The sequence below is a fragment of the Microvirga sp. TS319 genome, from assembly GCF_041276405.1.
Lineage (GTDB): Bacteria > Pseudomonadota > Alphaproteobacteria > Rhizobiales > Beijerinckiaceae > Microvirga.
Window position 1 is genome coordinate 1492483 of record NZ_JBGGGT010000001.1, and the last position, 23200, is coordinate 1515682.

Genomic DNA, 23200 nt, shown 5'->3' on the forward strand with positions numbered 1-23200 from the left:
GGTCACGCGGGGGCGCACACGCGCCCCCAACCGCCTCGAAACCATCCCCAGCCGAGATCCTCTGCATGTTTGACCAGCATTTCGCACGCGATGCCGCGGGCCGCCTTGTCGTCACCGCCTATGTCGACGGCGCCTGCTCCGGAAATCCGGGGCCCGGCGGCTTTGGCGTCGTCATTCTCGACAGGCACGGTCACGCGCATTCCCTTTCCGGCTACGGCAGACCGCAGACCACCAACAACAAGATGGAGCTCTCGGCCGCTATTGCGCTGCTCGAGTTATTCGAATCCGAGAAATGCAGTTTCACGATCCATGCGGACAGCCAGTACGTGATCAAAGGGATCACGGAATGGATCGTGAATTGGAAGCGCAAGGGCTGGCGCAACGCCCAGAACAAGCCGGTCGAGAACCAGGACCTGTGGCAGGCCTTGGATCGTCTTGCGTCCATGCATGAAATCAAATGGGTGTGGGTCCGCGGACACAGCGGCAATCGCTACAATGAGATGGCCGACCGCCTCGCCGTCGACGCCGGCCGGGGCACGATTGTCGTCCCTGACTTCAATCGTGTCGACACTCCCAGGGAGGCATCAGCGACGGTGAGCCTCAGCCCACAAAAATCCCCAGAAGAGCTTCTGATCGGCCACCTGGAGGACGCTCTTGCCTCGGGCTCCCTCGCCGATCTCCGAAGTGCCGCCCGGGCTGCCCTTGACCACCTGAAATCCCGCTAACCCCGCGAGAGGACAATCATGACGATCATTGCACCCCAGGCCCTGGCCTGGGCACGATCCCGCTTGCTCCGAACCATCTGGACCAAGTTCGACGAGGGACCGGTACTGTGCGCAACCGTGATCTTCGTGGCTCTCGCAATTTTCGACATGATCCTCGGCACGTCGATCGCATGGGTATTCCTGATGATCACCGTTGGTGCCGCAGTTCTCAGCTACGTCTCCGCGCGGCTTCGGCGAACCCCAATGCAAAAGCGCCTTGCCGATCTCGCGACCCACCCGCTTCAGCTGTTTGTCACAATCGCCGAGATCAGGGTCGAGCCTCCCCTGGTAGAAAAGCCAGGCTCACTCGTCCTGATGGTCGGCCGGCGGTCCCGTCAGCGGGCAGAAATCGCGGGAAAGTCGGACGGCCAGATCCTGGACCTCCTGTTCGACCTGATGGGCTTCTGCAAGGCACAGGATCTCGACTTCGCCGCGATCATTGCTGACCTCCGGGCCGAGCGCCCCATGATCAATCAGTGAGGCGAACAATGCTCGACAGAGAAAAGGCACGGATCGGCGTCCTAGCGGCAGTCAGGCAGATGGCTGCAGAATATCCCGACGCCTCATATTGCGAGGCTCGCGAGCAGTTTGGGCTGCTTGGCCAAATTAAGCGCATCTGCGGCAACGCCATGCCCACGGCCCGCCGCTACTGGGAGCACATCGGGCTCGACCGCTCGAAGCTCGTCGACGAGTTTACCTTCGCGCAAGAAGATCTAAGGAAGGCAAGCCGCCTGCGGCTCTATCCGCATCAGGAACGAGCTCTGGAAGCGCTGCGGAGGACCGAGCGCTTCATCCTCCAAATGCGGTAAAGAGATCCCTCAGGAACGGCAGAACCACTGCATCCTGGTGACCGTGTCCTTCCAGATATAGGTCCACGTCAGGTTTTCGGTGTCTGCGTTATAGTAGAAGGCGTGGGGGAAGCCCGCCCGCACGCCCGATCCGTAGATGCCGGTCACATCCTTCCGGACAAGGAAGCTATCTCCCTTCGGATCGAAGATGTCGCCTTTGGCTGACCGAAAGCTCCACTCCGGTTCACTCGGCATGTAGCGCGAGTACATGTGAACTTCGTTCGCCACTTCGTCGAGGACAAATCGGTTCACCGACTCCATCCGCTCCGCTTCCACCGGGTCGCTAATCAGTTCGCACCTCAGATTCAGCGCGAAACCTGGAGCCGTGGACAAACACAGCATGGCGGATGCGATAAGGCACTTGGATTTCATCATTCGATCCCAGGGTCGGTCAGGTCGTCGCCAGAAGGGACAGTCCTTTTTTTCCTAAACGGACCGATCCGGCAATCCGGATCGGTGGTCTGGGACATGACGAACGACTCAGTCGCTCCCCTTACCCCCTTGCGAGGTCAATATGGATAACAGCTCACCACTTCCGACTGGCGAGGTTCGTGCCTATTGCGATCTCCATCGCCCGTGCAGCTCGCTGAAAGCGATGACCGGCGAAATGAAAGGCAGAGTTGTCTCCAAGCCGAAGCAGATCGTGCTCAGAGATGTCCGCTTTGAGGTTAGCCAGGCGGGGCTGCGCCGGACGCGAGAGGAGAACGTCCCGAACGTCCATGCCTACGCCAGAGGTTTTGTCCGCGACCAAGACGTCGAGGCAGTCCGAAACCATCCCGATTGTGTTCGCGTCCGATACAATCCTCACCTCTTCGACACCTTTGTCCGTGCCGACACCGAGGAGCCGATTACCAGCGCCCAGGTCCTCGCCATCGATGGCAAGTCCTCTTTCGCCATCGGCGTCGCCTGAAACATGCTCCCGCCCGTCATCCAGCAGGCCCACTATCCACCGACCCAACCCTGATGTTTAAAGATATCGCGATAGATCTCGCGCACTACATTCTGCTTTCTCAGATTGTAGTCCGGTGCAGTCGTTACTCCATCTTTTGCCAGCATTTTTGCATCAGCATAGCGTTGCCTGTCCGCTGGCCGCTCGCGGAGCCAGTCTCGAAATAGGATATGGCGGATGTGCTCGGGGCATCCTGGCCCGAACACGTGCAGATTCACGCGCGGGTTATCATGGCGCAGCATACGGTGCTGATACCACGAGCGCTCCCTCACCGTTGGATCGTACCCAAGCGAGGTCAGAGCCGGGACATAGTCCTGCTCCTGCTCAGGGTCCGCAACGATCAGATCAATGTCGATCACTGGCTTCGCGAGTAGCCCTGGCACTGCCGTCGAACCGACATGTTCGATGCTCAGCGCAACCTTCGGAAGCGCCGCTTCGATCGCCGCACTGCAGCGTTCAAACTTTTATGCCCAAAGTGGATTATAACCTTCGACCTCAATCTCTTCACGCTTGGGCTCGCCCTTGACCCAAGGGTTTTCGTCGGGATCGCCTTCTTCGAAGGTAACAATAGAGGCTTCGTCCGGCCAAGTATCATCGTTCATTTGCACGGCTATCCTTTTACTCTCGAGCGGTTGATGGTCAGCAATCGCCGCCGTTTTGGTGTCGACAAGCAGCGGCTCGGCGGACACACTCTGGCCCTTGAAGCAGGCACCCAAACGTGGGTTCGATTTCCTGTCAACTGCAAGGCAGTGCTTGAACTGCTATGAAGGGCCTTTATAGATTGCGAGTGGCTGTGGTAGAGCGCTACAATGTTGACCGTCATCCATCTCAACGGCCCAATTAATAGTGGTAAATCCTCGGTTGGTCGGGGCCTGGCCGATCTCCTGCCCCGTGCCGTCTTCATTGATGGCGATGATCACGACGCTCCGGATGATGCACCTCTCGACACGAAGATCCAGGCCGCTTTGCGCCGGATCGAGACCCAGATCGCGGAGGCCACAGAGGACTATCTGATTGTGGCTTATCCTCTGGATCAGGCACACTACAACCAGGTTAAAGGTGCCTCAGAGAGGCGGGGAGCTCGCCTCTTGGTTCTCACGCTAGCACCTCCCTTGGAGGTGGCGCTCAGTGACCGGGGAGCCCGGAGGCTCACACCTGACGAGCGAGAACGTATCCTCGAGATGTATGAGGAGGGCTACCAAGCCCGTTCCTTCAGCAATGCCATTCTTGATACGGCTGGACTGACACCTGAACAGAGCGCACAGCAGGCTGCCGAAGCGGTTCTTGCTATCGGGTAGTTTCCGAAAACGGGACGTTATGGAATGCAGAGCCACATGATAGCCCGCCCCAGGGCAACCAGGGACTTGGAGCGATAGTCTCTGAAGGTCCGCTGCGCGTTGTCCGTTGGACGCTGATCTTGGTCCGAGGCCACCACAGCTCTGATGCGGAAGGACTTTGCCTTGCTTTGCGGCAACTCTCTTAGAGCACGGCCATCTGGTCTTGAGAAATCCCCGTCGTTTCACGGACTTACGTGCGGGGAACTTCGCTTCCCACTACACCTATGAGGTGAGAAGCAAAGTTCGGCCCAATTGACCGATTGTTGCCGCAACCGACCAGAATGGAGGCCGCCACTCAGGCGGCCTTTCTTTTACCGGCACGAGTAACCTTAGTCCGCTTTTGCCCTACGGGCAGACATTCGGCTTATCTCTAGAACGTGCCAAAAGCTGCCCTTCATCCGACGCCGCTGCCCGAGGTTCCTTAAACCAGGAGGCTTGCGGTGAAGCGGGCGCAGACGAGCAGCAGGAAGATGCCGAAGGCCATTTCCAGCCGGCGCTTCGACAGACGGTGCGCGAGACGCGCGCCGACGGGAGCGATCCAGGCGCTGGTGGGAATGAACAGCACCAGGCCGAGCAGCGACACATAGCCCAGCGCCAGAGGCGGCTGGAAGGCCATGACATTCGGATAATCCGCCATGTGCGGCCAGCCCGCATAGATGTAGCCGATGAGGCCAGGGATCGAGATCAGGATGCCTAAGCCCGAGGAGGTCGCCACCGCCTGATGGATCGGGCGGTTGTAGAAGGTCATGAACAGGTTCGAGAGCTGCCCGCCGCCGATGCCCATGAGCGCCGAGAGCACGCCGATGAGCCAGCCATAGGCCACCATGATGGGCTTGGCGGGCATGTCGAGGCCGAAGCGCCAGGTGTCCTTGCCGAAGAGCAGGCGGATCGCCGAAAAGCCCGCCACCACCACGAACACGCCCTTGAACAGATCCGCCGGCGCATAGCGCGCGATCACGCTGCCCATGATGACGCCGATCACCACCGGTACGGCCCAGACCCTCAGGATCGACATGTCGACCGCGCCCTTGGCCCGGTGCGCGTTGAAGGAGCGGATCGAGGTGGGCACGATGATGGCGAGCGACGTGCCGACCGAGAGCGGCATGCGCACATCGTCCGGCACGTCGAGGAACCGGAACAGCTCGTAGAGGATCGGCACGGCCACCGCGCCGCCGCCGACGCCGAAGACGCCGGCGAGTAGGCCCGTGACGGCACCGGCCGCCAGAAGCGCCACGACGAGCCAGGCGAGATCGAAAAGGGGAATGCCGAACATGAGGGTCCGTATCTATTGAAGAACGCGGCTTCTCGGGAATGCAATCGGCCCGAATGACTAAATGGTAGAAAGCCCCTCCCGTTTTCTGGGGAGGGGCTTTGGTCTCAAGAGGCCGTCATGGCGATTTTGAGGTTCTCGTCGATCTTGTCGAGGAAGCCGGTGGTGGAGAGCCACTTCTGCTCGGCACCGACGAGGAGCGCGAGGTCCTTGGTCATGAAGCCGGCCTCGACCGTGTCGACGCAGACCTTCTCGAGGGTGGCGGCGAACTTGGCCAGCTCCGGATTGTCGTCGAGCTTGGCGCGATGGCTGAGGCCGCGGGTCCAGGCGAAGATCGACGCGATCGAGTTGGTCGAGGTCTCCTTGCCCTTCTGGTGCTCGCGGTAGTGGCGCGTCACCGTGCCGTGGGCAGCTTCCGCCTCGACGGTCTGGCCGTCCGGCGTCATCAGCACCGAGGTCATCAGGCCGAGCGAGCCGAAGCCCTGCGCCACCGTATCCGACTGCACGTCGCCGTCGTAGTTCTTGCACGCCCAGACATAGCCGCCCGACCACTTCAGGGCCGAGGCCACCATGTCGTCGATCAGGCGGTGCTCGTAGGTGATCCCGGCCGCCGCGAACTTGGCCTTGAACTCGGCCTCGTAGACCTCCTGGAAGATGTCCTTGAAGCGCCCGTCATAGGCCTTGAGGATGGTGTTCTTGGTCGACAGATAGACCGGGTACTTGCGCATCAGGCCGTAGTTCATCGAAGCCCGGGCGAAGTCGCGGATCGACTCGTCGAGGTTGTACATGGCCATCGCCACGCCGGCATCCGGGAACTTGAACACTTCCTTCTCGATGACGGTGCCGTCCTCGCCCTCGAACTTGATCGTCAGGCGGCCCTTGCCGGGCACCTTGAAGTCGGTCGCGCGGTACTGGTCGCCGAAGGCATGGCGGCCGACGACGATCGGCTGGGTCCAGCCCGGCACCAGGCGCGGCACGTTCTTGCAGATGATCGGCTCGCGGAAGATCACGCCGCCGAGGATGTTGCGGATCGTGCCGTTGGGCGACTTCCACATCTCCTTGAGGTTGAACTCCTCGACTCGGCCCTCGTCGGGCGTGATCGTGGCGCATTTGACGCCCACGCCGTACTTTTTGATCGCCTCGGCGGCCTCGACCGTGACCTTGTCGTTGGTGGCGTCGCGGTGCTCGATGCCCAGATCGTAGTACTTCAGGTCGATGTCGAGATAGGGGTGGATCAGCTTGTCTTTGATGAACTGCCAAATGATGCGGGTCATCTCGTCGCCGTCGAGCTCGACGACCGGATTGGCAACCTTGATCTTCGCCACGTGTAGCTCCTGTTATGTCAGACATTGGCGGTTGTCCCGCCGCAAATTTTCACCGCAGCACATGCTATGCGCTGCGGTGCTGTTATTCCCCCTACCCGCGCTCTTACGAAAATGCGGGCATTGCGGATCAGGCGACCACGACTTCGATCTTACCGACACCCTCGACGTAACCCTCGAGAACGTCACCCCGCACGACCGCGCCAACGCCGGCCGGCGTGCCGGTCATGATGATGTCGCCCGGCTGCAGGGTGAAGAGACCAGAGAGATACGAGATCATCTCGGGCACCTTCCAGATCAGCTGGTTGAGGTCGCCCTGCTGACGGAGTTCGCCATTCACCTTCAGCGTGACCGCGCCCGAATTCGGGTGGCCGATCTCGCTTGCCGGAACGAGCGGCCCGCAGGGAGCGGACGCCTCGAACGCCTTACCGACTTCCCAGGGGCGCCCCAGCTTCTTGGCCTCGCCCTGAAGATCGCGGCGGGTCATGTCGAGACCGACGCCATAGCCGAAAACATGTTCGAGAGCCTTTTCCACCAGGATGTTGTCGCCGCCCTCGGCAAGGGCCACGACCATTTCGATCTCGTGGTGCACGTCCGAGGTCTGGCTCGGATAGGGAAACTTGCCGTCGGTGACGATGTTGTCCGGATTCTTCTGGAAGAAGAACGGCGGCTCCTTGGACGGATCATGCCCCATCTCGATTGCGTGCTCGGCATAGTTACGGCCCACGCAATAGATGCGATGGATCGGGAACAGCTTGTCGCTGCCCTTGACGGGCAAGGTGACAACCGGGGCCGGCTGAACGACGTAGCCGGTCATAGCGAGAGGCGCATTCATCATCTTACTCCTGCGTAATAGTCGACTTTTTTCTCAATGTGTTCAATGGCTGCAGACATCAGCATCGCCGCGGCGAAGAGGATGATCGTCAAGGCCCAGAAGTTCTCCATGTCGAAGCTGCGTGAGTAGAGCTCAAACAGTTCGCCATAACCAATGATCGCCACCAGAAGCTGGCCGATCACAACACCCTTTACACCGCGCACAAGACCAAGTCGGATCCCTGCGAGGATCTCCGGCAGTGCGGCAAGGAGAACGATTTTCCCGTAAAGAGCGAAGGGAGAGGCGCCATAGCAGCGCCCCATCTCTATCAGCGAGTTCGGCACGTGCTGAATGCCGGCTCGCGTATCCAACACGATGATCCACACCGCGAAGAGAAAGACCGTGACGATCACCGTCGTCTCGCCCATTCCGAAGAGGATCATCAGCACCGGAACCAGTGCCGAAAGCGGCGCACTGACGAAGATGTTGACCCAGATGCTGAACAGCTCGTCCGCGGCCTTGAAGCGCCCCATCAGCACGCCGAGCGTGATGCCGACCACGATGGCCAGCGCCATGCCGATGACGAAGCTGTGCAGCGTGATCAAGGCGGCCGACTGCCATGTGCCTGTCTGCACCATCGCATTGCCGGCCATCAGCACGCTTGAGAGCGGCGGCACCAGGAACATCAAGCCGGACTGGCCGACAAGCTCCCAGATCAAGCACCAGACCAGGAGAGATGCCATCATCGGCACCCGATACCCATAGATTTTCATAGCCGCCTCCTCAATCCACGTAGTGCTTGAGGCCCTGCCAGATCTCCTCGACGGTATCGAGATAGCCCTGGTCACGGCGGATGGCGTCGGGGGAGGCAGTCCGATCGATCTTCGGCTCTATGATCTGCGCAACCCGGCTCGGACGGCGGGAAAGAAGCACGATCCGATCCGATATGTAGACCGCCTCCTCGATGCTGTGAGTGACGAAGATGAACGTCTTGCGCTCCTTCCCCACCAGATGCAGCAGATCCTCCTGGAACTTGCGGCGATTCTGCTCGTCCACCGCCGAGAACGGCTCGTCGAGAAGCAGCACTTCCGCGTTGACGGCAAAGGCGCGAGCCAGGCCTACACGCTGGCGCATACCGCCGGAGAGTTCGTGGGGATATTTGTCCTCGAATCCGGTCAGGCCGACTTCAGCGATGTAATGGCGCGCGATGGATTGGCGCTCGACCTTTCCCATGCCCTTCAACTCAAGCCCGAAGGCCACGTTGCGCATGACCGTCGCCCACGGCATTAGGGCGAAGTCCTGGAACACGAAGGCGCGCTCCGGCCCCGGGCCCGTGACGACCTTGCCATTGACGTGCACCTCTCCGGAGGTCGGCTCGATGAGTCCTGCGACGATCTTGAGCAGGGTCGTCTTCCCGCATCCGGAGGGCCCCAGCAGCGTCGTGAGCTTGCCGCGTGGAAAGTCGAGATCGATCAGACGAAGAGCTTCGACTTCGGCGTAGTTCTTGCAGATGCTTCGAACTTCGACGGCATTGTCGCCCTCAGCGCGAGGCATGGCATTCATGGAAGAAGCAGGTACAGTCATGTCAGCCTCTCTTCTTTTCGGGGCGCAGTACCCGGATTTCGAAAGCCTCCAAAGCTGCGAGTGTCAGGGTCGAGACCAGGATGATGGAGACCACAGCGGCATACATCTCTGCGTAATTGGCCACTGAACGGTGATAGGTAATGAGATCGCCGATCCCGGTGGGCGTGATCAGCAGTTCCGCCAGAATGACGCCGATGAAGCCGGCCGCGAGACCAAGACGAAGCCCGGCAAAGATCACTGGGCTGGCGTCGGGAATGATGATCTTGATGATCTGCTGCATCCGCGTGCCCTGGAACGAGCGGCACATGGCGACCAGAGACGGATTGGCATTGCGGACCGCCTTGTAGCCGTTGAGGACGATCACCGGCAAAGCGAGCATGATCACCGCGAGGGTCTTTGCCGCCAATCCGATGCCGTACACGAACGTGATCAGCGGGATGAGGGCCGCCATAGGGGCCGATTGCAGAACGATGAACAGGGGCGCCACAAGCCACTCGGCCTTGCGCGACAGGCCCATCACGATGCCGAGCCCCACTCCGACCACCCCGGAAATGGCGATGCCGATGATCAATGGCTGAAGGGTCGATGCATAGGCCACGAAGAGACTGCCATCGAGCAGCATCGTCACCAAGGCATAGAACGTGTCCAGGAATGTCGGGAACGCGTAGCTGATCGGCACACGCCCAGCGATTTCCCAGGCAAGGAAGAACAGGCCGAGAGAGACGATCCTTGCAATGATGGGGTGGCTTGCAAACAGCCGGCCAAAGCTCAGGCCGCGATCTGCCGGCGGCAAATGGACGGCCCGCACGGGGCCGTTCACTTGGGAATTGACTTGGGTGGAAGCCATCATACCGGCGCCTCACATGGTGCCGACTTTGACGAGCACGCGATCCAACGGACGGGTATCCCAGAAATCCTCCACCTTCAGACTTGCGGGATCACCCGTAATCTGACCGGACAAGGTGTAGAATGCGAAGTCGTCCTTCGCCGCGGCAGCTCCACCGCCATTGAGCGGGAACGCTTTACCTTTGGCCAGTTCCTCGAAATACGGGCCGATCTCGCTCACCTGTCCCGCAGGCAAGTCAGGAAGCAGCTTGTACTTGGCGCGCCACTCGGCAACGACGCCGGGATTGGCCGTCACTTCGCGCCAGGTGGTAAGGATGGCCTCGACGATCTTGTCGACGTCCTCCGCATTCTTCTCAAGAAAGTTCGTGTTGGCGAACAGCGCTTCGTCCGTCGCATTCACGCCTTCGAGAGGGAGAATGACGAACTTGCCGGGAGCCTGGGTTTCAAGGAGACGGCGGCCGGAGGAATCGACGATGGTGGCCTTTACATTGCCCTGAAGCAGAGCGCCCGTACGAACCTCTGCGCCTGGAATGTAGCTGATCTTGGAGAACTTGATGCGTTGCCGCTGCTCCATCAGCTTCATGATGGCCTCGGTTCCGGAACCACGTGAGTGAACCGCAACCTCTTGCCCATCGAGATCCTTCCAGGTCTTATAGAATTCTCCGTTGACGGCTGGGTAGAACCGCAGTGTCGACAACTGCATGAACATCCGGATGGGCGCTTTGACCTTCTGGACGAGCGCGTAAGGTCCGCCAACGCCGATATCGGCTTGGCCGCCGACCACAGCCTGAGCAGCAATGTCCTCAGACTTGAGATAGGTGACTTCGATATCGACGCCCTTCTCCCTTGCCTGCTCGAAAGCGGCCAGCAGATGGAGGGATTCGACGCTGGGGATGTCGCCGAAGGCAACGCGAACCTTCGCAGCTTCCGCTACGCTCGACGTGATCATCGCCACACTAACGGCGACCGCCGCCGCACTGGTCTTTAAGCACAACAAGCCCTTGAACATATTTCTCTCCCGAGGTTTCAGGCGGTTGTTCCGCTCTTTTGCCAGCCGCACCATTCGCGACCAATGTGTTATTGGTTGCAATTGGGCGGGGAAGTGTCAAGCATTTTTCTAATTGACTGTATTTATTTTTCTAATTGACTGTATTTATTGTTGAGATAATAGATCCAACCAATTCAAGATTGGTTGGATCATATAATGCATATTTTGAGTGAGGCAGGACCCAATCGCAGCGTTGTCACCCAACTGCGAGCATTCCTCGCGCAGGCAGAACTGCCCGAGGATGGCCGCCTGCCACCGGAACGGGATCTGGCTTCGGCTCTTGGTGTTACGCGCACGGAGCTGAGAAAGGCGCTTGGAACGCTTGAGGCGGAGGGGCAGATATGGCGCCACGTCGGCAAGGGCACATTCATCGGCAATCGCCCGACGGACTCCCTCTCGGACATCGCGACCTTGGCTAAGCGAACTAATCCGGCTGAGCTGATGCGGGCCCGGTTGATCATCGAGCCCGAAATCGCGAGGGCAGCCGCCCTGACCGCGACTCCCATGCATCTTGCCGAACTCAGGCTATGTCAGACGCGCACCCGCGACGCCGCAACATGGCGGCAATATGAGAACTGGGACACGCGCCTACACCGAACTATCGCTGAAGCAACGCAAAATACCCCGCTCCTCGGGATGTTCGATATGCTCAACTCCCTGCGCCGGGCAGTCACCTGGGGCCGGCTCCGCTCGGATCCCATTAAGCCAAGCCCCAATCATCACAGCTTCGAAGAGCATGAAGTGATTATTACGGCTATCGAAAACCGTGACATGAATGGCGCTGCAGCGGCGATGCGCACGCATCTCCAGAGCGTCGAACGCAATCTCCTGGCCCGGCAGTCTGATGCAGCAGATTGATTGTGCTAAGATTCGGGTTACGGCACCGGCCTAGTTGAGAGGCGAGCCACAGTCCGCTTGGGGTCATCCAAGGAAATTGCTGCTGTCTCGGGAATGTCTGTTGTGCCCTTCGTCAGCAGCAGATGAGGTGGATGGCTCCCACTGACGGCATCTGAGTGCCAGGATGGGTTGCTGTCAGGCAAACCCGGAGCAAGGAGCCATCCGTCATGAAAGTTACCACAATCGGCCTGGATCTGGCCAAGCATGTGTTTCAGGTCCACGCCGTGAATGCAGAAGGTACCATCGTCCTGCGCAAGGCTCTGCGGCGGGGACAAATGCTGCCCTTCTTTGCCAAGCTGCCCCGGTGCCTGATCGGGATTGAGGCCTGCGGCACCTCGCATCATTGGGCCCGCGAGCTGATGCGCCTGGGACATGACGTGCGCCTGATGCCGCCGGCGTATGTGAAGCCTTATGTGAAGCGCGGCAAGACCGATGCGTCCGACGCCGAAGCCATCTGCGAGGCAGTTACGCGGCCGAGTATGCGCTTTGTGGCGGTCAAGTCGGCCGAGCAGCAGGCCGCCTTATCGCTTCATCGCACCCGTGACCTACTGATCCGGCAGCGCACCCAACTGGTGAACATGATCCGCGGCATGCTGGCCGAGTTCGGGATCGTCCTGGCGGACGGCGTGGAACGGGCGCTAGGGCTCGCGCGCCAGATCCACGCCCAGGAGGCCATGCCCGATGTGCCGGCCACAGCCCAGGAGGTCCTCAGTCTGCTGTGCGGGCAGGTACTCGACACCCATGCCCGGGCCCAGGCGATCGACCGTTCGCTGCTGGCTGTCCACCGGACCAACGAAGTGGCGCGGCGCCTGGCCTCCATCCCTGGTATCGGTCCGGTCGGCGCCACGGCGCTCGCCGCGTCGGTGGCTGACCCGCGGCAGTTCCGGTCCGGTCGTGAGTTTGCGGCTTGGCTCGGGCTGACGCCCTTGCAGAACTCCAGCGGCGGCAAGGAGCGGCTCGGCCGCATCAGCAAGATGGGCGACCGCTATCTGCGCAAGCTGCTGGTCGTCGGCGCCACCGCGCTGGTCCGGCACGCGAGGCATAAGCCGGACCGGGCGGATCCCCGCCTGCTGGCTCTGCTGGCCCGCAAGCCGGTGCGGGTGGCGAGCGTAGCGATGGCCAACAAGATGGCGCGTGTTGTTGGGGCTATCCTGGCGCGCGGGGAGACGTACCAGCCCCGTCATGTGCCGGCGCCGGCCGGATGAGCAGCAGGGTATAGGAGATCGAGCCGGAATGATCGGCTCTGAGAGGTTGTGAGAGCGACGCGATGTGATGGCGAGACCGGTCAGGCCGGGAACAGGGACAACCCGTCGAATGTCAGAGGCGTCAGAGCCTGCTCAGCAGATTGGGACCGTGTTGGCCGCCCCCATCAGGGCCAGCAGCCGCAATCCGGCTGCATCAACAGGCCGGACAGAAGACTGCACCCGACCAGCGCGTCAGAACGTCAAATCAGCTCTTGCAATGTGGGAGCCATCCACAGAGGACATTCAGCCTACTTCGCAAATGTGCCATTTGCCGACCTTTGAGAACTCTCCAAGCGTCAAACGCTCACCGATAACAGCCGCCAAGCCTGGCGCGTCGTGGAGAGCGTCATTCGCACAAGAACGCCTAGCATCGGCTACCAGGACGACTTCAGAAGCATCCTTTTAAGCTTAGAAGGATCCTCCACGCAGCTACCTACCCTTCCCCTGTTGTACGTTTCCTACACCCGTCGATCTTTCCTCGACGAAGGTTGGAATTGCTTGTGTGCACGGGGCCGCTCGTGCATCAGGAGACCTCAGGAATCGCCACGAATTCCTAGGGGCATACTCACATTATGAAGAATATAAATCAGACGAGGGCCGCATCGGTGGGTCTCAAGGCCAGGCTCGCGGCAGGCACCGCGCTTCCGCTCCTCATTGCGCTCGGCGGGATGCCCTTGACCGCCACGGACGTGCTGGCGGACTCGTCGTACTGCTCCGCCACGAATATCGGGCTCACCGAGTGCTCCTCCAGCGGCGTGACTGCCGTGACGACCGACCCCAACCAGCCTTCCTCCCTGACCGTCGATAGCGGGGGCGACACGATCGGCGATGTGTCTTTCACCCAGTCGAACGGATCTTCTGGAAGCGGCTCCATGTCGCTTGAGATCACCGGTGACACGACGATCGTAACCCCGGAGACGATGGCCGCGGCGGGAGTCATCGTCGGAAACGCCGACGGCGACGTTCGCGCGGAATTCGGTTCCCGGGTGAGCATCACCAACCTGGGTACCCTGAATATCTACAGGAAGGGGGTGTACCTCCTCACGGGCAAGGGTAACGTCGATCTCGTGACGGGTGCGACCATCGAGGCGGGGGAGAATGCGATCCACGCCCAGTCCTTTGATGGTAACGTCTCGATCGAGAACACGGGAACCCTCATTTCTCGGGAAGGGAGTGGGATCCAGGCGGAGAACGGGTCGACGGGCCCGTCCACCGTACGGATCACCAATACGGGAAGGGTGGATGCGCGCAAGGACGCAATCTCCGCGACCAATACCGGCGGCGCCGTCCTTGTCGCAAACGAAATCGACGGCAGCGTCGAGACGACGATCGGGAATGGCATCGTCGCCGATGCCCGCGGCGGCAACGCGACAGTTCTGAATGACGGGTTCATCGCCTCGATGGGCGGATCCGGCATCGTGGCGCGGTCGGATACCGATAACGTCCTTGTCAAAAACGACGGTCTCGTGACGAGCCTTAGCGACTTCTCGGCAGGTATCGAGGCTCGGGCGTTGAACGGCACCGTCCATGTCGTGAACTCCGGAGCCGTCATGGGCCATGACGGCATCCTGTCGCTCTTCGGCAACACGACCATCGAGAACTCCGGCGTCATCCAGGGCATGACGGAGACGGGCGGTTCCGCTATCCGCCTCGCCAACGGCAACCACTCCCTCGTCCTGAAGGAAGGCTCTGCCATCGTCGGCGACATCGTCGCGGGCGGGAAGCTGGCCATCGACGCACAGACCGACGTGACGATCGCATATGCCATCCTCGACGGCGGTTACATGCCGAACTTCGCTGCCATGGCTTCTCCCATGAACGGACTCAGCCTGACGAAGAAGGGCGAGGGCGTCCTCACGCTCTCCGGCGACAACACCTACTCGGGCGGCACCACCATCGAGGCCGGCGTGTTGCAGGTGTCGAAGGACGCCAACCTCGGCGGGGCCGGCAATCCTATCGTGTACGGCTTCGCGTCCGCAGCTGCCTCGTCCGCGCCCCTCGGCGGCATCACCCTCGCAGGCGGCACGCTGCGCTACCTCGCCGGCTTCGACAGCGCCCGCACGCTGACGGTCGAGGCCGCAGGCGGCACCATCGACACCAACGGCAGGAATGCCTCCCTGTCGGGTCTCGTCCTGGGTTCCGGCAACCTGAACAAGACGGGCCTCGGCACCCTCGCCCTGACGGGCAACGGCAGCGGCTACGGCGGCACCCTGTCCATCAATCAGGGCACCATCGCGCTCGTCGGTGGCAGCCTCGGCGGCAAGATCGACATCAAGAAGAACGGCTCGCTGCTCGTCGGCGACGGCAGGGTCGATGGACACCTGCTAGCGGACACCACCAACAACGGCACGCTCGTCTTCAACCAGACCGGCAACTACAATTACACCGGCGACCTCGACGGCAATGGCGCCCTCGTGAAGAAGGGTTCGGGTGAACTGCGCCTCAGCGGCGAGTACCGCTACACGGGTTCCACCGTCGTCCAAGGCGGCTCCGTGCTTCTCGAGGCCGGGCTCAGCCAGGAGACGGACCTCGTCATCGACGGCGGCACGTTCGACCTCAGCGGCCGCGACCAGACCGTAGCCGGTCTTTCCGGCCGTAGCGGCAGCCTCCTGCTCGGCAATGGCAACCTCGTCGTCGACCAGGGCGAGGGTTCGACCTTCGGCGGCGCGATCAACGGATCGGGCACCTTCACGAAGATAGGCGCGGGTCGCCTCGACCTGACCGGCAACAGCCCGTTCACGGGCGGCACTTTCGTCAATGGCGGCACCCTGGCCGTCAACGGCTCGCTCTCCGGCTCGAACGTGACCGTCAACAACGGCGGTACGCTCGGCGGCAACGGCACGGTCGGCGGCATCGTGGCCGGCAATGGCGGCATCGTCGCTCCCGGAAACTCCATCGGCAACCTGAAGGTGTCGGGCGACGTGACCTTCGGCCTCGGCTCCATCTACGTCGTGGAGACGAATGCGGCCGGACAGGCCGACCGGATCGACGCGACGGGCAAGGCCACCATCTCGGGCGGCACGGTCCGCGTGCTGGCCGAGAACGGCAGCTACAATCCCACCACGAACTACACGATCCTGACGGCCGGCGATGGCGTCACGGGGACGTTCGCGGGCGTCACCTCCAACCTCGCGTTCCTAACGCCAAGCCTTGCCTACGGGGCCAACGACGTCATTCTCACCCTGATCCGCAAGGGTACGGGCGGCGGCGATACCCCGGTCCGGTTCTCGGACGTCGCAGTCACCCGCAACCAGTTCAACACGGCCGAGGCCGTGGAGGATCTGGGGGCAGGCAACGGCGTGTTCGACGCGGTCGTCGGCCAGAGCGTCCCCGGCGCCCGTCTCGCCTTCGACTCCCTCTCGGGCGAGATCCATGCCGGCGTGGCGGGCACCTTGATCGAGGACAGCCGCCTCATGCGTGACGTCCTCCTGAACCGCCTCGGCGGGATCTACGGCACCGAAACGGGGCAGTGGGGCTTCTGGGGGCAGGGCCTGGGTTCGTGGGGCCAGAGCGACCGGACCGACAACGCCGGCCAGCTCGACCGCTCTACCGCGGGCTTCCTGATCGGCCTCGACGGCGACGTCATGGCGGCGGGCAACGCTTGGCGCCTGGGCATCGCGGGCGGCTACACCAGCACCTCGGTCGACCTCGACGCACGGACCTCCTCGGCGGAGATCGACAGCTACCATGTCGCGATCTACGGCGGGACCCACTTCGGGAACCTCGGCGTCCGCGGCGGCGCGGCTTACACCTGGAGCCAGGTCGACGCGAAGCGCTCGGTGGCCTTCCCCGGTTTCTCCGACACCCTGTCGGAGAAGTACGACGCCCGCACCGCCCAGGTGTTCGGCGAGGTGGGCTACCGCTTCGACCTCGGCGGCTTCGCCATCGAACCGATCGCCGGGCTTGCCTACGTCAACGTGGACGTGGACGGCTTCCGTGAGAACGGCGGCGTGGCGGCCCTCACGAGTCTCGGCGGCAGCCAGGACGTGACCTACTCCACGCTCGGTGCCCGCTTCTCGACGGACTTCGTGGCCTCCGGCGATACGACCCTGTCCGCGAAGGGCATGCTCGGCTGGCGTCACGCCTTCGGCGACGTCACCCCGTCCTCGCTGCTCGCTTTCGGCAGCGCTGGCAACCCGTTCACGGTGTCCAGCCTCCCGATCGCCACCGACGCACTCGTCATGGAAGCGGGTCTCGGGATGGAGATCGGCAGCAATGCGACCGTCAGCGTCTCGTATGGCGGACAGTTCGCTCGCAAGGTGCAGGACCACAGCATCAGGGCGGGCCTCGAGGTCCGCTTCTGATCCGTGTGACCGAACTCCCCTGGGACGCCTCAGGCTGTTCCCAGGGGAGTTCTGAGGTTTGTGTGGTCGTATAATCCGGCACTCGGTGGCGACGGCCACCGGGTGTGAGCTAAGGGGCTGGCTGGAAAGGTTTTTGCCGCTTCTGTCGGATTCTACCGAATGACCTGGCCCGCAATCGCGAGCACCTCCGGTGGAACGGTGACGCCGATCTGCCTGGCGATCCTGAGACTGACGATTAATTCAGGCTGCATGCCGCGCTCGACCATCCTGGCCATCTGCCGCGCCGCCGCGAGACTCGTGTTACAGCCGCCAACGCGGCGTCACTGTCCTCCTCGCGTATGATCTGGGAGTCGATTCGACCGAGGAGTCCGCGCTGATGGATCGCCAAAGCAGAGGCGGCTCGAACTGCGGTTCTCCTTCACCCCAAGGATTCTGACGGGGCTACTGTCCACAAAGCCTAGAAAGCTGGTCAAGAACCATCGACCGTCGCATGGATGGAACGCCCCACCCGTGTTTGGCGGGAGGGGCGCGTCGGCTCTTGCTGCTAGACGATCTGGAAGTCGAGGTACGTGAGGGCGAGTCCCTTGCCGATGTTGGCAAATTTGACTGCCGCCCCGGCCCCGTTCCCGTCGGCGTCGTAAAACAGCGCGCCTGCGGAGCTGTCGTAGATGATACGGTCATCCGCATCGAGCGCCTTCGTCCCGATGACGAACGAACCCACCGCCAGCGTCCCTACCTTGGTGAAGGCAGTGAACGCGGCCCGGTCGAGACGGATGGTGTCGTAGACCGGGTTGAAGTCCGTGATCGTGTCGACGTTGTTCGGCCCGAGGGGCGTGTCGAAGACGAAGGTGTCGTATCCGTCCCCACCCGTGAGCACGTCGTTGCCCGCACCGCCGTAGATGAGGTCGTTTCCGGCGCCGCCGTCGATGGTGTCATTGCCCGCCTCGCCGCGCAGGATGTCGTTGCCTGCATCCCCGCGGATCACGTCGTTGCCGTCGCCGCCGCGGATCTCGTCGATGCCGTCGCCGCCGATCAGGAGGTCGTTGCCCGCTCCGCCCTCGATGTAGTCATCACCCGCGCCGCCGTCGATGGTGTCCGCCCCTGCCCCGCCGTAGAGCCTGTCATTGCCGCCGTAGCCCTTGAGATCGCTGCCCTTGGCCAAGGCGTAGATGGCGTTCGCCAGCTCGTTGCCATAGCCCCGGATCGCGTTTCCGGTCAGGTACAGGTTCTCGATGCCGGAACCGAGCGTGTAGTCGATCGAGGAGTGGACGGTGTCGATACCTCCGGCGTCGACGATCACGTCGCCGATGTGATCCACGACGTAAGTGTCGTTGCCGAGACCGCCGTCCATGAGGTCGGCGCCTTGCCCGCCGTCGATGTAGTCGTTGCCGGCTCCACCGTAGATCGTGTCGCTCCCGGCCCCGCCGTAGACGGTATCGTTGCCGTCCCCGAGTTGGATGGTCTGGTCGCCCGAGTCACCGTAGATGACATTGGTTCCATAGGCTGCCGTCACCTTGGCATTGCCCATGATCGCCGCGAAGGCGACGCCCTCGAGCTGGATCTCGGTCCCGGTCGGCACGTTGCGGGCATCGATCACGAGAGCGGTGGCCTTCCCGAACGCAGCGGCGCCCGTGATGACGAGGGGGAGCCCCGTCGCCCTGAAGTCGTTGACCACTACCGTCTGCACAAGGACCTCACGGTTGGACGGCAAGGTGCCGAGGAACCCGATGCTACCGTTCCTGATCTGGGACTGGTCCGCGGATCCGGCGGCCGTATGAGCTTCGATCTGCCGGACGAGGTCAGCTACGGAGCTGGCAGCCGTCTTCGCCGTGGTCAGGCCCGTGACCTCGAGGTCCGTGGCAACCGGAATCCGGAGAGAAAGGAGGGCATTGCCGTACCCGTCCACGACCACCGGGATGTCGGCGCGGAGAGGATCGCCGACCTGATCCACGCGAGTCGGCAGGACCGTCGGAATGACGAGCGTCTGGGTCGATGTGCCGTCTTCGTTTTCGGTCAGGAACTTCGTAACGGGTGTCCCGTCAATGAGGACTGGACCGTTGTTCTGGCCTGCAACCGTGAAGTTGAGCAGGGTGTCGGAGGAATTGCCCTGGGTAATATTGCCTGCTCTGTCCTCGACCACGCCCCCGTCCCATCGGATCGAAATGTTCTTGCCCTCGGGCAGGAGGACGGTCGGATCGATGGTGATCGTACCGGTGCCCCATCCCGTGATGGCAGGCGAGTCGACCTGAATGGTCTCGAGGATGGTGCCGTCCGTCACGTTGAAGATAACGATGGCACCATTGCTTCCGCGATAAACTGCCTCGCTGAATTGCAGGACGATGTCGGTGTCCGGCTGGACGCCTGTGCCGTTGTCGGCCGGGGTCGATGCCGCAGTGTCGATGGTCGGGGCAGCGGTATCCAAGGTATAGCTCTGGCTCCGCACCGGACCGCCAATCCCGGCGGCATTGACCACTCGCACCATAACGGTGTGCGTGCCTTCCGCCAGCGTCGTCGACAGCGACCATAAGGGGGTCATGTCGCTGTCGGCGGACGTCCAAGTGCCACCGCCGTCGAACGATACCTCGACGTGCTCTCCAGGTGCCAGGGCGGAGTCCAAGATGCCGGAGATGGTTTGGTAGGCCGTCTTCGTGACGAAGTCGGTGGCAGAGGAGCCGCTGTCACTCGAGAATGCCACTCCGATCACCTTCGTGCTGGGCGCGTCGGTGACGACGATGATAACCAGTGACTGCGATGCCGGACTGGCGTTTCCTGCGGTGTCGGTCGCCACTGCGGTGATGCTGTGCGGACCCACGCCGAGCGTGGAACTGGTGATGCTCCAGGTTCCGTCAGTGGCGACGACGGAGCCGATCTCGGTTGCGCCGTCGTACAGCCGGACCGTGGCTCCGACTTCCGCCATGCCGCTGAAGGTCGGGGTCGTGTCTCCCGTGATGTTGTCGCTGTTGGAGCTGCCGGTGTCCGACGCATCGACGAGGTCAGGCACGGACGGGGCTTCGGGTGCCTTGGTATCGAAGGTCAGGGACGTGAGCGAGCCGCCCCCGCCGGCATTACCCGCCGCATCCGTGTAGGAGCCAGCCGTAACCTTGATGGTTGCCGTGCCGCCGTCGACACCTGGATTCGGGGTGAACACGGCCGTGCGCGTCGTACCCATCCCCATCAGCTCGCCCAGCGTGCCTCCGACGACAGTGATGTCGGCACTCGTGAACGTTGCCCCCGGATCCTCGCTGAAGTTGAAAGTGATGGTAGCCGTTTCACCCACCTTCAACCAGTCGGTATTGCTGGTGATGCTCACTGTCGGCGCGGTCTTGTCGATGGTGACTTCCATGCCACTGCTTGCGGCGCTGGTGTTGCCGTAGGCATCACGCGCGATGGCGGTAATCGTGTGAGTACCCCCCGACAAGGCGGCATCAGGCGTGATCGACCAGGTACCGCCAACTGCGGTCCCGCTGCCGATCACGTCACCTCGGCTGTTGTACAACGTCACCGTGGCACCGGATTCAGCAGTTCCGGTGAAGGTCGGCCTGTCGTTGGCGGTCAGGTTGTCAGTGCTGGATGTGCCGGTATCGCTACCCGGAGCCAGCTTCGGAACGGAAGGGGCATCTGGGGCCAAGGTATCGAAGGTCAGGGCCGGGAGTGTGCCGACTCCGCCGGCATTGCCAGCCGTGTCCGTGTAGGAGCCGCCTGCTACGGTGATGCTGGCCGTTTCACCGTTGACGCCGGGGTTCGGGGTGAAGGTCGCCGTTCGTGTCGTGCCGGTTCCGGAGATGGCACTGAGAGTGCCTCCGGTCACAACGACATCGCCGGAAGACCCGTCCCACGTGAAGGTGTTCCCCGGATCCTCGCTGAAGGTGAAGGTGATCGTTGCCGTTTCTCCCGCCTTCAGATAGTCGATACTGCTGGTGATCGAGAGCGTCGGCGCCGTGGTGTCTACGGTGACGGAGAGAGTCGTCGAGGCGGGACCGGTGTTGCCGGCAGCGTCGGTGGCCCTTGCAGTGATGTCGTGCGTGCCGTCCGGCAGGGCGCTCGTCTTGATCGTCCAGGCTCCGCCGACGGCTGTTCCGGTGCCGATCACGTTGCCGTTGCCGTCGTAGAGCGTGACAAGTGAACCCGCCTCGGCGGTGCCGGTCAGGGTTACCGTGTTTACGGCGGTGGTATTGTCGGAGCTGTCCCACCCCGTGTCACTGTCAGCACGCAGGACTGGTTTCGAGGGCTTGGCCGGGGCGGTGTTGTCGATCGTATATGTCTCTCCTGAGGTGTAGCCTCCCTTGACCGGATTCCCGTATGCGTCGGCGATGCCCGTGCCGGAATGGTTCAGGTCGAGGCGGAGAATTCCGTCGCCGGACACGTAGTCCACCGTGACGACGTAGATTTTGCCGCTGCCGCTGACCGACGTGACGAACCCGCTAGCCGTCCCGATGCCAGACATGGTGAAATCGTCCACCGTGACGCCTGAGACGGACTCGCTGAACGTGACCGTATAGGTGACCGAGTCCTGACCCGTCAGTTCTGGACCGTTGCGAACGATGGAGGTCACTTCGGGGAGCGTCGCCTCGACCATGACCCCGGCTGTCGACGGAACGCCTGAAAGTCCGAGGGACGCGTCGTTGCCTGCCGCGTCCTTGATCGTGCCGCCGTTCGTCCTGAGCGATCCGACCGAGATGCCGTCGGCATCGAGCTGCGCGGCCTGGACCGTGTACCGGAAGGTCAAGGTCGACCCGGACCCCGACACGTAGTCGGCATAGACGGTCTGCCCGCCGATCTCGATGGCGAGCTGCGGCGTGCCTCCGACGGTCACGTCCTCGTCGAAGGTCACCGTGAATTCCAGCACGGATCCCGCCTTGTAGATGCCGTCCAGAGGCACCGTGACGGAGGCGACATTAGGCGGAGTGGTGTCGACAGGCGCGGCACCCTTGACGTCGCGAATGTCGAAGTTGTTGAAGACCACGTAATGGTCCGCAGTGATCTCAAGCTTCACCACGTCGTCGATCGGAGGGTTGAACCCGCCCTTTCTCACGAGTTCGTAGGCAGTCTCCAGGCTGATAACGGTGGTCCCGGTGCTTCCGTCGGCACGGGTGAAATCGATGCGGATTTCCGCGCTCTCGCCAGCCTGAAGCTCATCGCTGTAGATGTCGATGCTGTTCAGGTCGAAGGTGTGTCCATCGGCGACGGCGATCGTCAGGGACACGTCGTTGCTACGAGGATCTTCGTCATTCATGTGGAATGCATAGAGGCCGCCGTTCCCCACCCCGAGACCTACACCTTCCTCGTGCATGGGATAGGTTTGGGAGAACGTGAACTCAACGCCCTCGACGGTGGCGTTCACGCTTGGCACCGCGTAGACGTCGAAGTCGGTCTCCTCGAAGTGGACGAATTCGCCACCCGTGCCCGGGTTCGGCCCGGACAGATCGACGACGATATCGTCGATCTGCAAGTCGGTCTCCTCGCTGAAGCTGAAACGGATCTCGTCCACGCCCGCGTATTCGGCACCGAAGGACAAGGTGCCGTGCCGATAGTACGTGTCCATGTGCTCGCGAACATATTGGAGACCGCCCGATTGGCCGCTGGAGGCGAGGTCGACGGTCACATCCGACACCACGAGAATCCCGTCCTTGTAGGCCGAGATGGTCACGAGCGAGGACTTGCTGGCCATGTTGCCGAGCTTGAGCGAAGCAAGGGAGAACTCCGCGCCGTCCGCCGACTTCATGGAGAAGTCGTGGCCGTCGTTCACGCCTCCGTCCGCGCTGCCGCCCCAGTTGAGCAGGACGACCTTGTCCGAGGAGTCGTTCCCGCTGTCGATCATGAGCGATGTCGCCCCGTTGTCAGCGGCGCTGAGTACGGCCACGCCAGCACCCTGCGCCGTGAACGTGAAACCGCCCACCGTCAAGGGTGATCCCTGGTCCCCGATGGTCGTTTCGATGGCGTCGAAGTTCTGGGTCGTGGTGGTCATGGGCTACC

18 protein-coding genes and 1 pseudogene are annotated in these 23200 nt (G+C 62.2%); 9 read left to right on the top strand and 10 right to left on the bottom strand.

Annotated features, from left to right (window positions below):
* Positions 1-65: 65 nt before the first annotated feature.
* The 3 genes and pseudogenes from rnhA to AB8841_RS06870 all read left to right on the top strand — a co-directional run.
* Positions 66-518: pseudogene (gene rnhA, locus AB8841_RS06860) on the top strand (ribonuclease HI); the annotation flags it as partial.
* A 225-nt stretch (positions 519-743) separates the two neighbouring features.
* Entirely contained in the window at positions 744-1244 is a 501-nt protein-coding gene (locus tag AB8841_RS06865; protein ID WP_370435054.1) for a hypothetical protein, read from the top strand.
* 8 nt (positions 1245-1252) lie between these two features.
* On the top strand, positions 1253-1573 hold the full coding sequence (locus AB8841_RS06870) for a hypothetical protein (protein WP_370435055.1): 321 nt from the start codon (positions 1253-1255) through the stop codon (positions 1571-1573).
* Positions 1574-1582: 9 nt separating this feature from the next.
* Here the strand turns inward: AB8841_RS06870 and AB8841_RS06875 are convergent, their stop codons facing one another.
* Entirely contained in the window at positions 1583-1987 is a 405-nt protein-coding gene (locus AB8841_RS06875) for a hypothetical protein (RefSeq protein WP_370435056.1), read from the bottom strand.
* Positions 1988-2219: 232 nt separating this feature from the next.
* On the opposite strand from AB8841_RS06875, the gene AB8841_RS06880 reads away from it, so the two are divergent.
* Positions 2220-2522 (top strand): hypothetical protein, encoded by a 303-nt coding sequence (locus AB8841_RS06880; RefSeq protein WP_370435057.1) that lies wholly within the window; start codon positions 2220-2222, stop codon positions 2520-2522.
* Positions 2523-2554: 32 nt separating this feature from the next.
* Here the strand turns inward: AB8841_RS06880 and AB8841_RS06885 are convergent, their stop codons facing one another.
* Entirely contained in the window at positions 2555-3001 is a 447-nt protein-coding gene (locus AB8841_RS06885) for a GrpB family protein (RefSeq protein WP_370435561.1), read from the bottom strand.
* Between AB8841_RS06885 and AB8841_RS06890 the strand changes: the two genes are divergently transcribed.
* Entirely contained in the window at positions 2960-3328 is a 369-nt protein-coding gene (locus AB8841_RS06890) for a hypothetical protein (protein ID WP_370435058.1), read from the top strand. The two genes, AB8841_RS06885 and AB8841_RS06890, sit on opposite strands and share 42 nt — an antisense overlap.
* A 42-nt stretch (positions 3329-3370) precedes the next feature.
* On the top strand, positions 3371-3859 hold the full coding sequence (locus tag AB8841_RS06895; protein WP_370435059.1) for a shikimate kinase: 489 nt from the start codon (positions 3371-3373) through the stop codon (positions 3857-3859).
* A 460-nt stretch (positions 3860-4319) separates the two neighbouring features.
* Here the strand turns inward: AB8841_RS06895 and AB8841_RS06900 are convergent, their stop codons facing one another.
* From AB8841_RS06900 to AB8841_RS06930, 7 genes are all read right to left on the bottom strand, one after another.
* Complete coding sequence (locus AB8841_RS06900; protein ID WP_370435060.1) at positions 4320-5171, bottom strand: sulfite exporter TauE/SafE family protein; 852 nt, start codon at positions 5169-5171, stop codon at positions 4320-4322.
* Positions 5172-5275: 104 nt separating this feature from the next.
* Positions 5276-6493 carry an NADP-dependent isocitrate dehydrogenase gene (locus AB8841_RS06905; RefSeq protein WP_370435061.1) on the bottom strand — a complete coding sequence of 406 codons (1218 nt, stop codon included), beginning with the start codon at positions 6491-6493 and terminating at the stop codon, positions 5276-5278.
* Between the two features lie 127 nt (positions 6494-6620).
* Positions 6621-7325: a fumarylacetoacetate hydrolase family protein gene (locus AB8841_RS06910; RefSeq protein ID WP_370435562.1), complete on the bottom strand. Its 705-nt coding sequence runs from the start codon at positions 7323-7325 to the stop codon at positions 6621-6623.
* Positions 7325-8077, bottom strand: coding sequence for an ABC transporter permease (locus AB8841_RS06915; RefSeq protein ID WP_370435062.1), 753 nt, complete (start codon positions 8075-8077; stop codon positions 7325-7327). The genes AB8841_RS06910 and AB8841_RS06915 overlap by 1 nt, the downstream gene beginning before the upstream one ends.
* A 10-nt stretch (positions 8078-8087) precedes the next feature.
* Positions 8088-8888, bottom strand: a complete 801-nt coding sequence (locus tag AB8841_RS06920; RefSeq protein ID WP_370435063.1) for an ABC transporter ATP-binding protein — start codon at positions 8886-8888, stop codon at positions 8088-8090.
* A gap of 1 nt (position 8889) precedes the next feature.
* Positions 8890-9738: an ABC transporter permease gene (locus AB8841_RS06925; RefSeq protein ID WP_370435064.1), complete on the bottom strand. Its 849-nt coding sequence runs from the start codon at positions 9736-9738 to the stop codon at positions 8890-8892.
* Between the two features lie 9 nt (positions 9739-9747).
* Complete coding sequence (locus AB8841_RS06930; RefSeq protein ID WP_370435065.1) at positions 9748-10743, bottom strand: ABC transporter substrate-binding protein; 996 nt, start codon at positions 10741-10743, stop codon at positions 9748-9750.
* A 195-nt stretch (positions 10744-10938) separates the two neighbouring features.
* Here AB8841_RS06930 and AB8841_RS06935 point away from each other — a divergent pair, with 195 nt between their 5' ends.
* The 3 genes from AB8841_RS06935 (at position 10939) to AB8841_RS06945 (ending at position 17227) form a co-directional block, all read left to right on the top strand.
* Positions 10939-11640, top strand: a complete 702-nt coding sequence (locus AB8841_RS06935; RefSeq protein WP_370435066.1) for a FadR/GntR family transcriptional regulator — start codon at positions 10939-10941, stop codon at positions 11638-11640.
* A gap of 206 nt (positions 11641-11846) precedes the next feature.
* The gene (locus AB8841_RS06940) at positions 11847-12884 is read left to right on the top strand and encodes an IS110 family transposase (RefSeq protein WP_370435067.1); all 1038 of its coding nucleotides are present in this window, start codon (positions 11847-11849) and stop codon (positions 12882-12884) included.
* 611 nt (positions 12885-13495) lie between these two features.
* Positions 13496-17227: an autotransporter domain-containing protein gene (locus AB8841_RS06945; protein ID WP_370435068.1), complete on the top strand. Its 3732-nt coding sequence runs from the start codon at positions 13496-13498 to the stop codon at positions 17225-17227.
* A 544-nt stretch (positions 17228-17771) separates the two neighbouring features.
* Here the strand turns inward: AB8841_RS06945 and AB8841_RS06950 are convergent.
* The gene (locus tag AB8841_RS06950) at positions 17772-23192 is read right to left on the bottom strand and encodes an Ig-like domain-containing protein (RefSeq protein WP_370435069.1); all 5421 of its coding nucleotides are present in this window, start codon (positions 23190-23192) and stop codon (positions 17772-17774) included.
* Between the last annotated feature and the right edge of the window lie 8 nt (positions 23193-23200).

Excerpts from the sequence above, each read along its gene's own strand:
- AB8841_RS06950 (WP_370435069.1), bottom strand. The coding sequence starts at position 23,192 with ATGACCACCACGACCCAGAACTTCGACGCCATCGAAACGACCATCGGG.
- AB8841_RS06915 (WP_370435062.1), bottom strand. The coding sequence starts at position 8,077 with ATGAAAATCTATGGGTATCGGGTGCCGATGATGGCATCTCTCCTGGTC.
- AB8841_RS06895 (WP_370435059.1), top strand. The coding sequence starts at position 3,371 with ATGTTGACCGTCATCCATCTCAACGGCCCAATTAATAGTGGTAAATCC.
- AB8841_RS06945 (WP_370435068.1), top strand. The coding sequence starts at position 13,496 with ATGAAGAATATAAATCAGACGAGGGCCGCATCGGTGGGTCTCAAGGCC.
- AB8841_RS06880 (WP_370435057.1), top strand. The coding sequence starts at position 2,220 with ATGAAAGGCAGAGTTGTCTCCAAGCCGAAGCAGATCGTGCTCAGAGAT.
- AB8841_RS06935 (WP_370435066.1), top strand. The coding sequence starts at position 10,939 with ATGCATATTTTGAGTGAGGCAGGACCCAATCGCAGCGTTGTCACCCAA.
- AB8841_RS06870 (WP_370435055.1), top strand. The coding sequence starts at position 1,253 with ATGCTCGACAGAGAAAAGGCACGGATCGGCGTCCTAGCGGCAGTCAGG.
- AB8841_RS06900 (WP_370435060.1), bottom strand. The coding sequence starts at position 5,171 with ATGTTCGGCATTCCCCTTTTCGATCTCGCCTGGCTCGTCGTGGCGCTT.
- AB8841_RS06910 (WP_370435562.1), bottom strand. The coding sequence starts at position 7,325 with ATGAATGCGCCTCTCGCTATGACCGGCTACGTCGTTCAGCCGGCCCCG.
- AB8841_RS06925 (WP_370435064.1), bottom strand. The coding sequence starts at position 9,738 with ATGATGGCTTCCACCCAAGTCAATTCCCAAGTGAACGGCCCCGTGCGG.
- AB8841_RS06930 (WP_370435065.1), bottom strand. The coding sequence starts at position 10,743 with ATGTTCAAGGGCTTGTTGTGCTTAAAGACCAGTGCGGCGGCGGTCGCC.
- AB8841_RS06920 (WP_370435063.1), bottom strand. The coding sequence starts at position 8,888 with ATGACTGTACCTGCTTCTTCCATGAATGCCATGCCTCGCGCTGAGGGC.
- AB8841_RS06875 (WP_370435056.1), bottom strand. The coding sequence starts at position 1,987 with ATGATGAAATCCAAGTGCCTTATCGCATCCGCCATGCTGTGTTTGTCC.
- AB8841_RS06940 (WP_370435067.1), top strand. The coding sequence starts at position 11,847 with ATGAAAGTTACCACAATCGGCCTGGATCTGGCCAAGCATGTGTTTCAG.
- AB8841_RS06890 (WP_370435058.1), top strand. The coding sequence starts at position 2,960 with ATGTTCGATGCTCAGCGCAACCTTCGGAAGCGCCGCTTCGATCGCCGC.
- AB8841_RS06865 (WP_370435054.1), top strand. The coding sequence starts at position 744 with ATGACGATCATTGCACCCCAGGCCCTGGCCTGGGCACGATCCCGCTTG.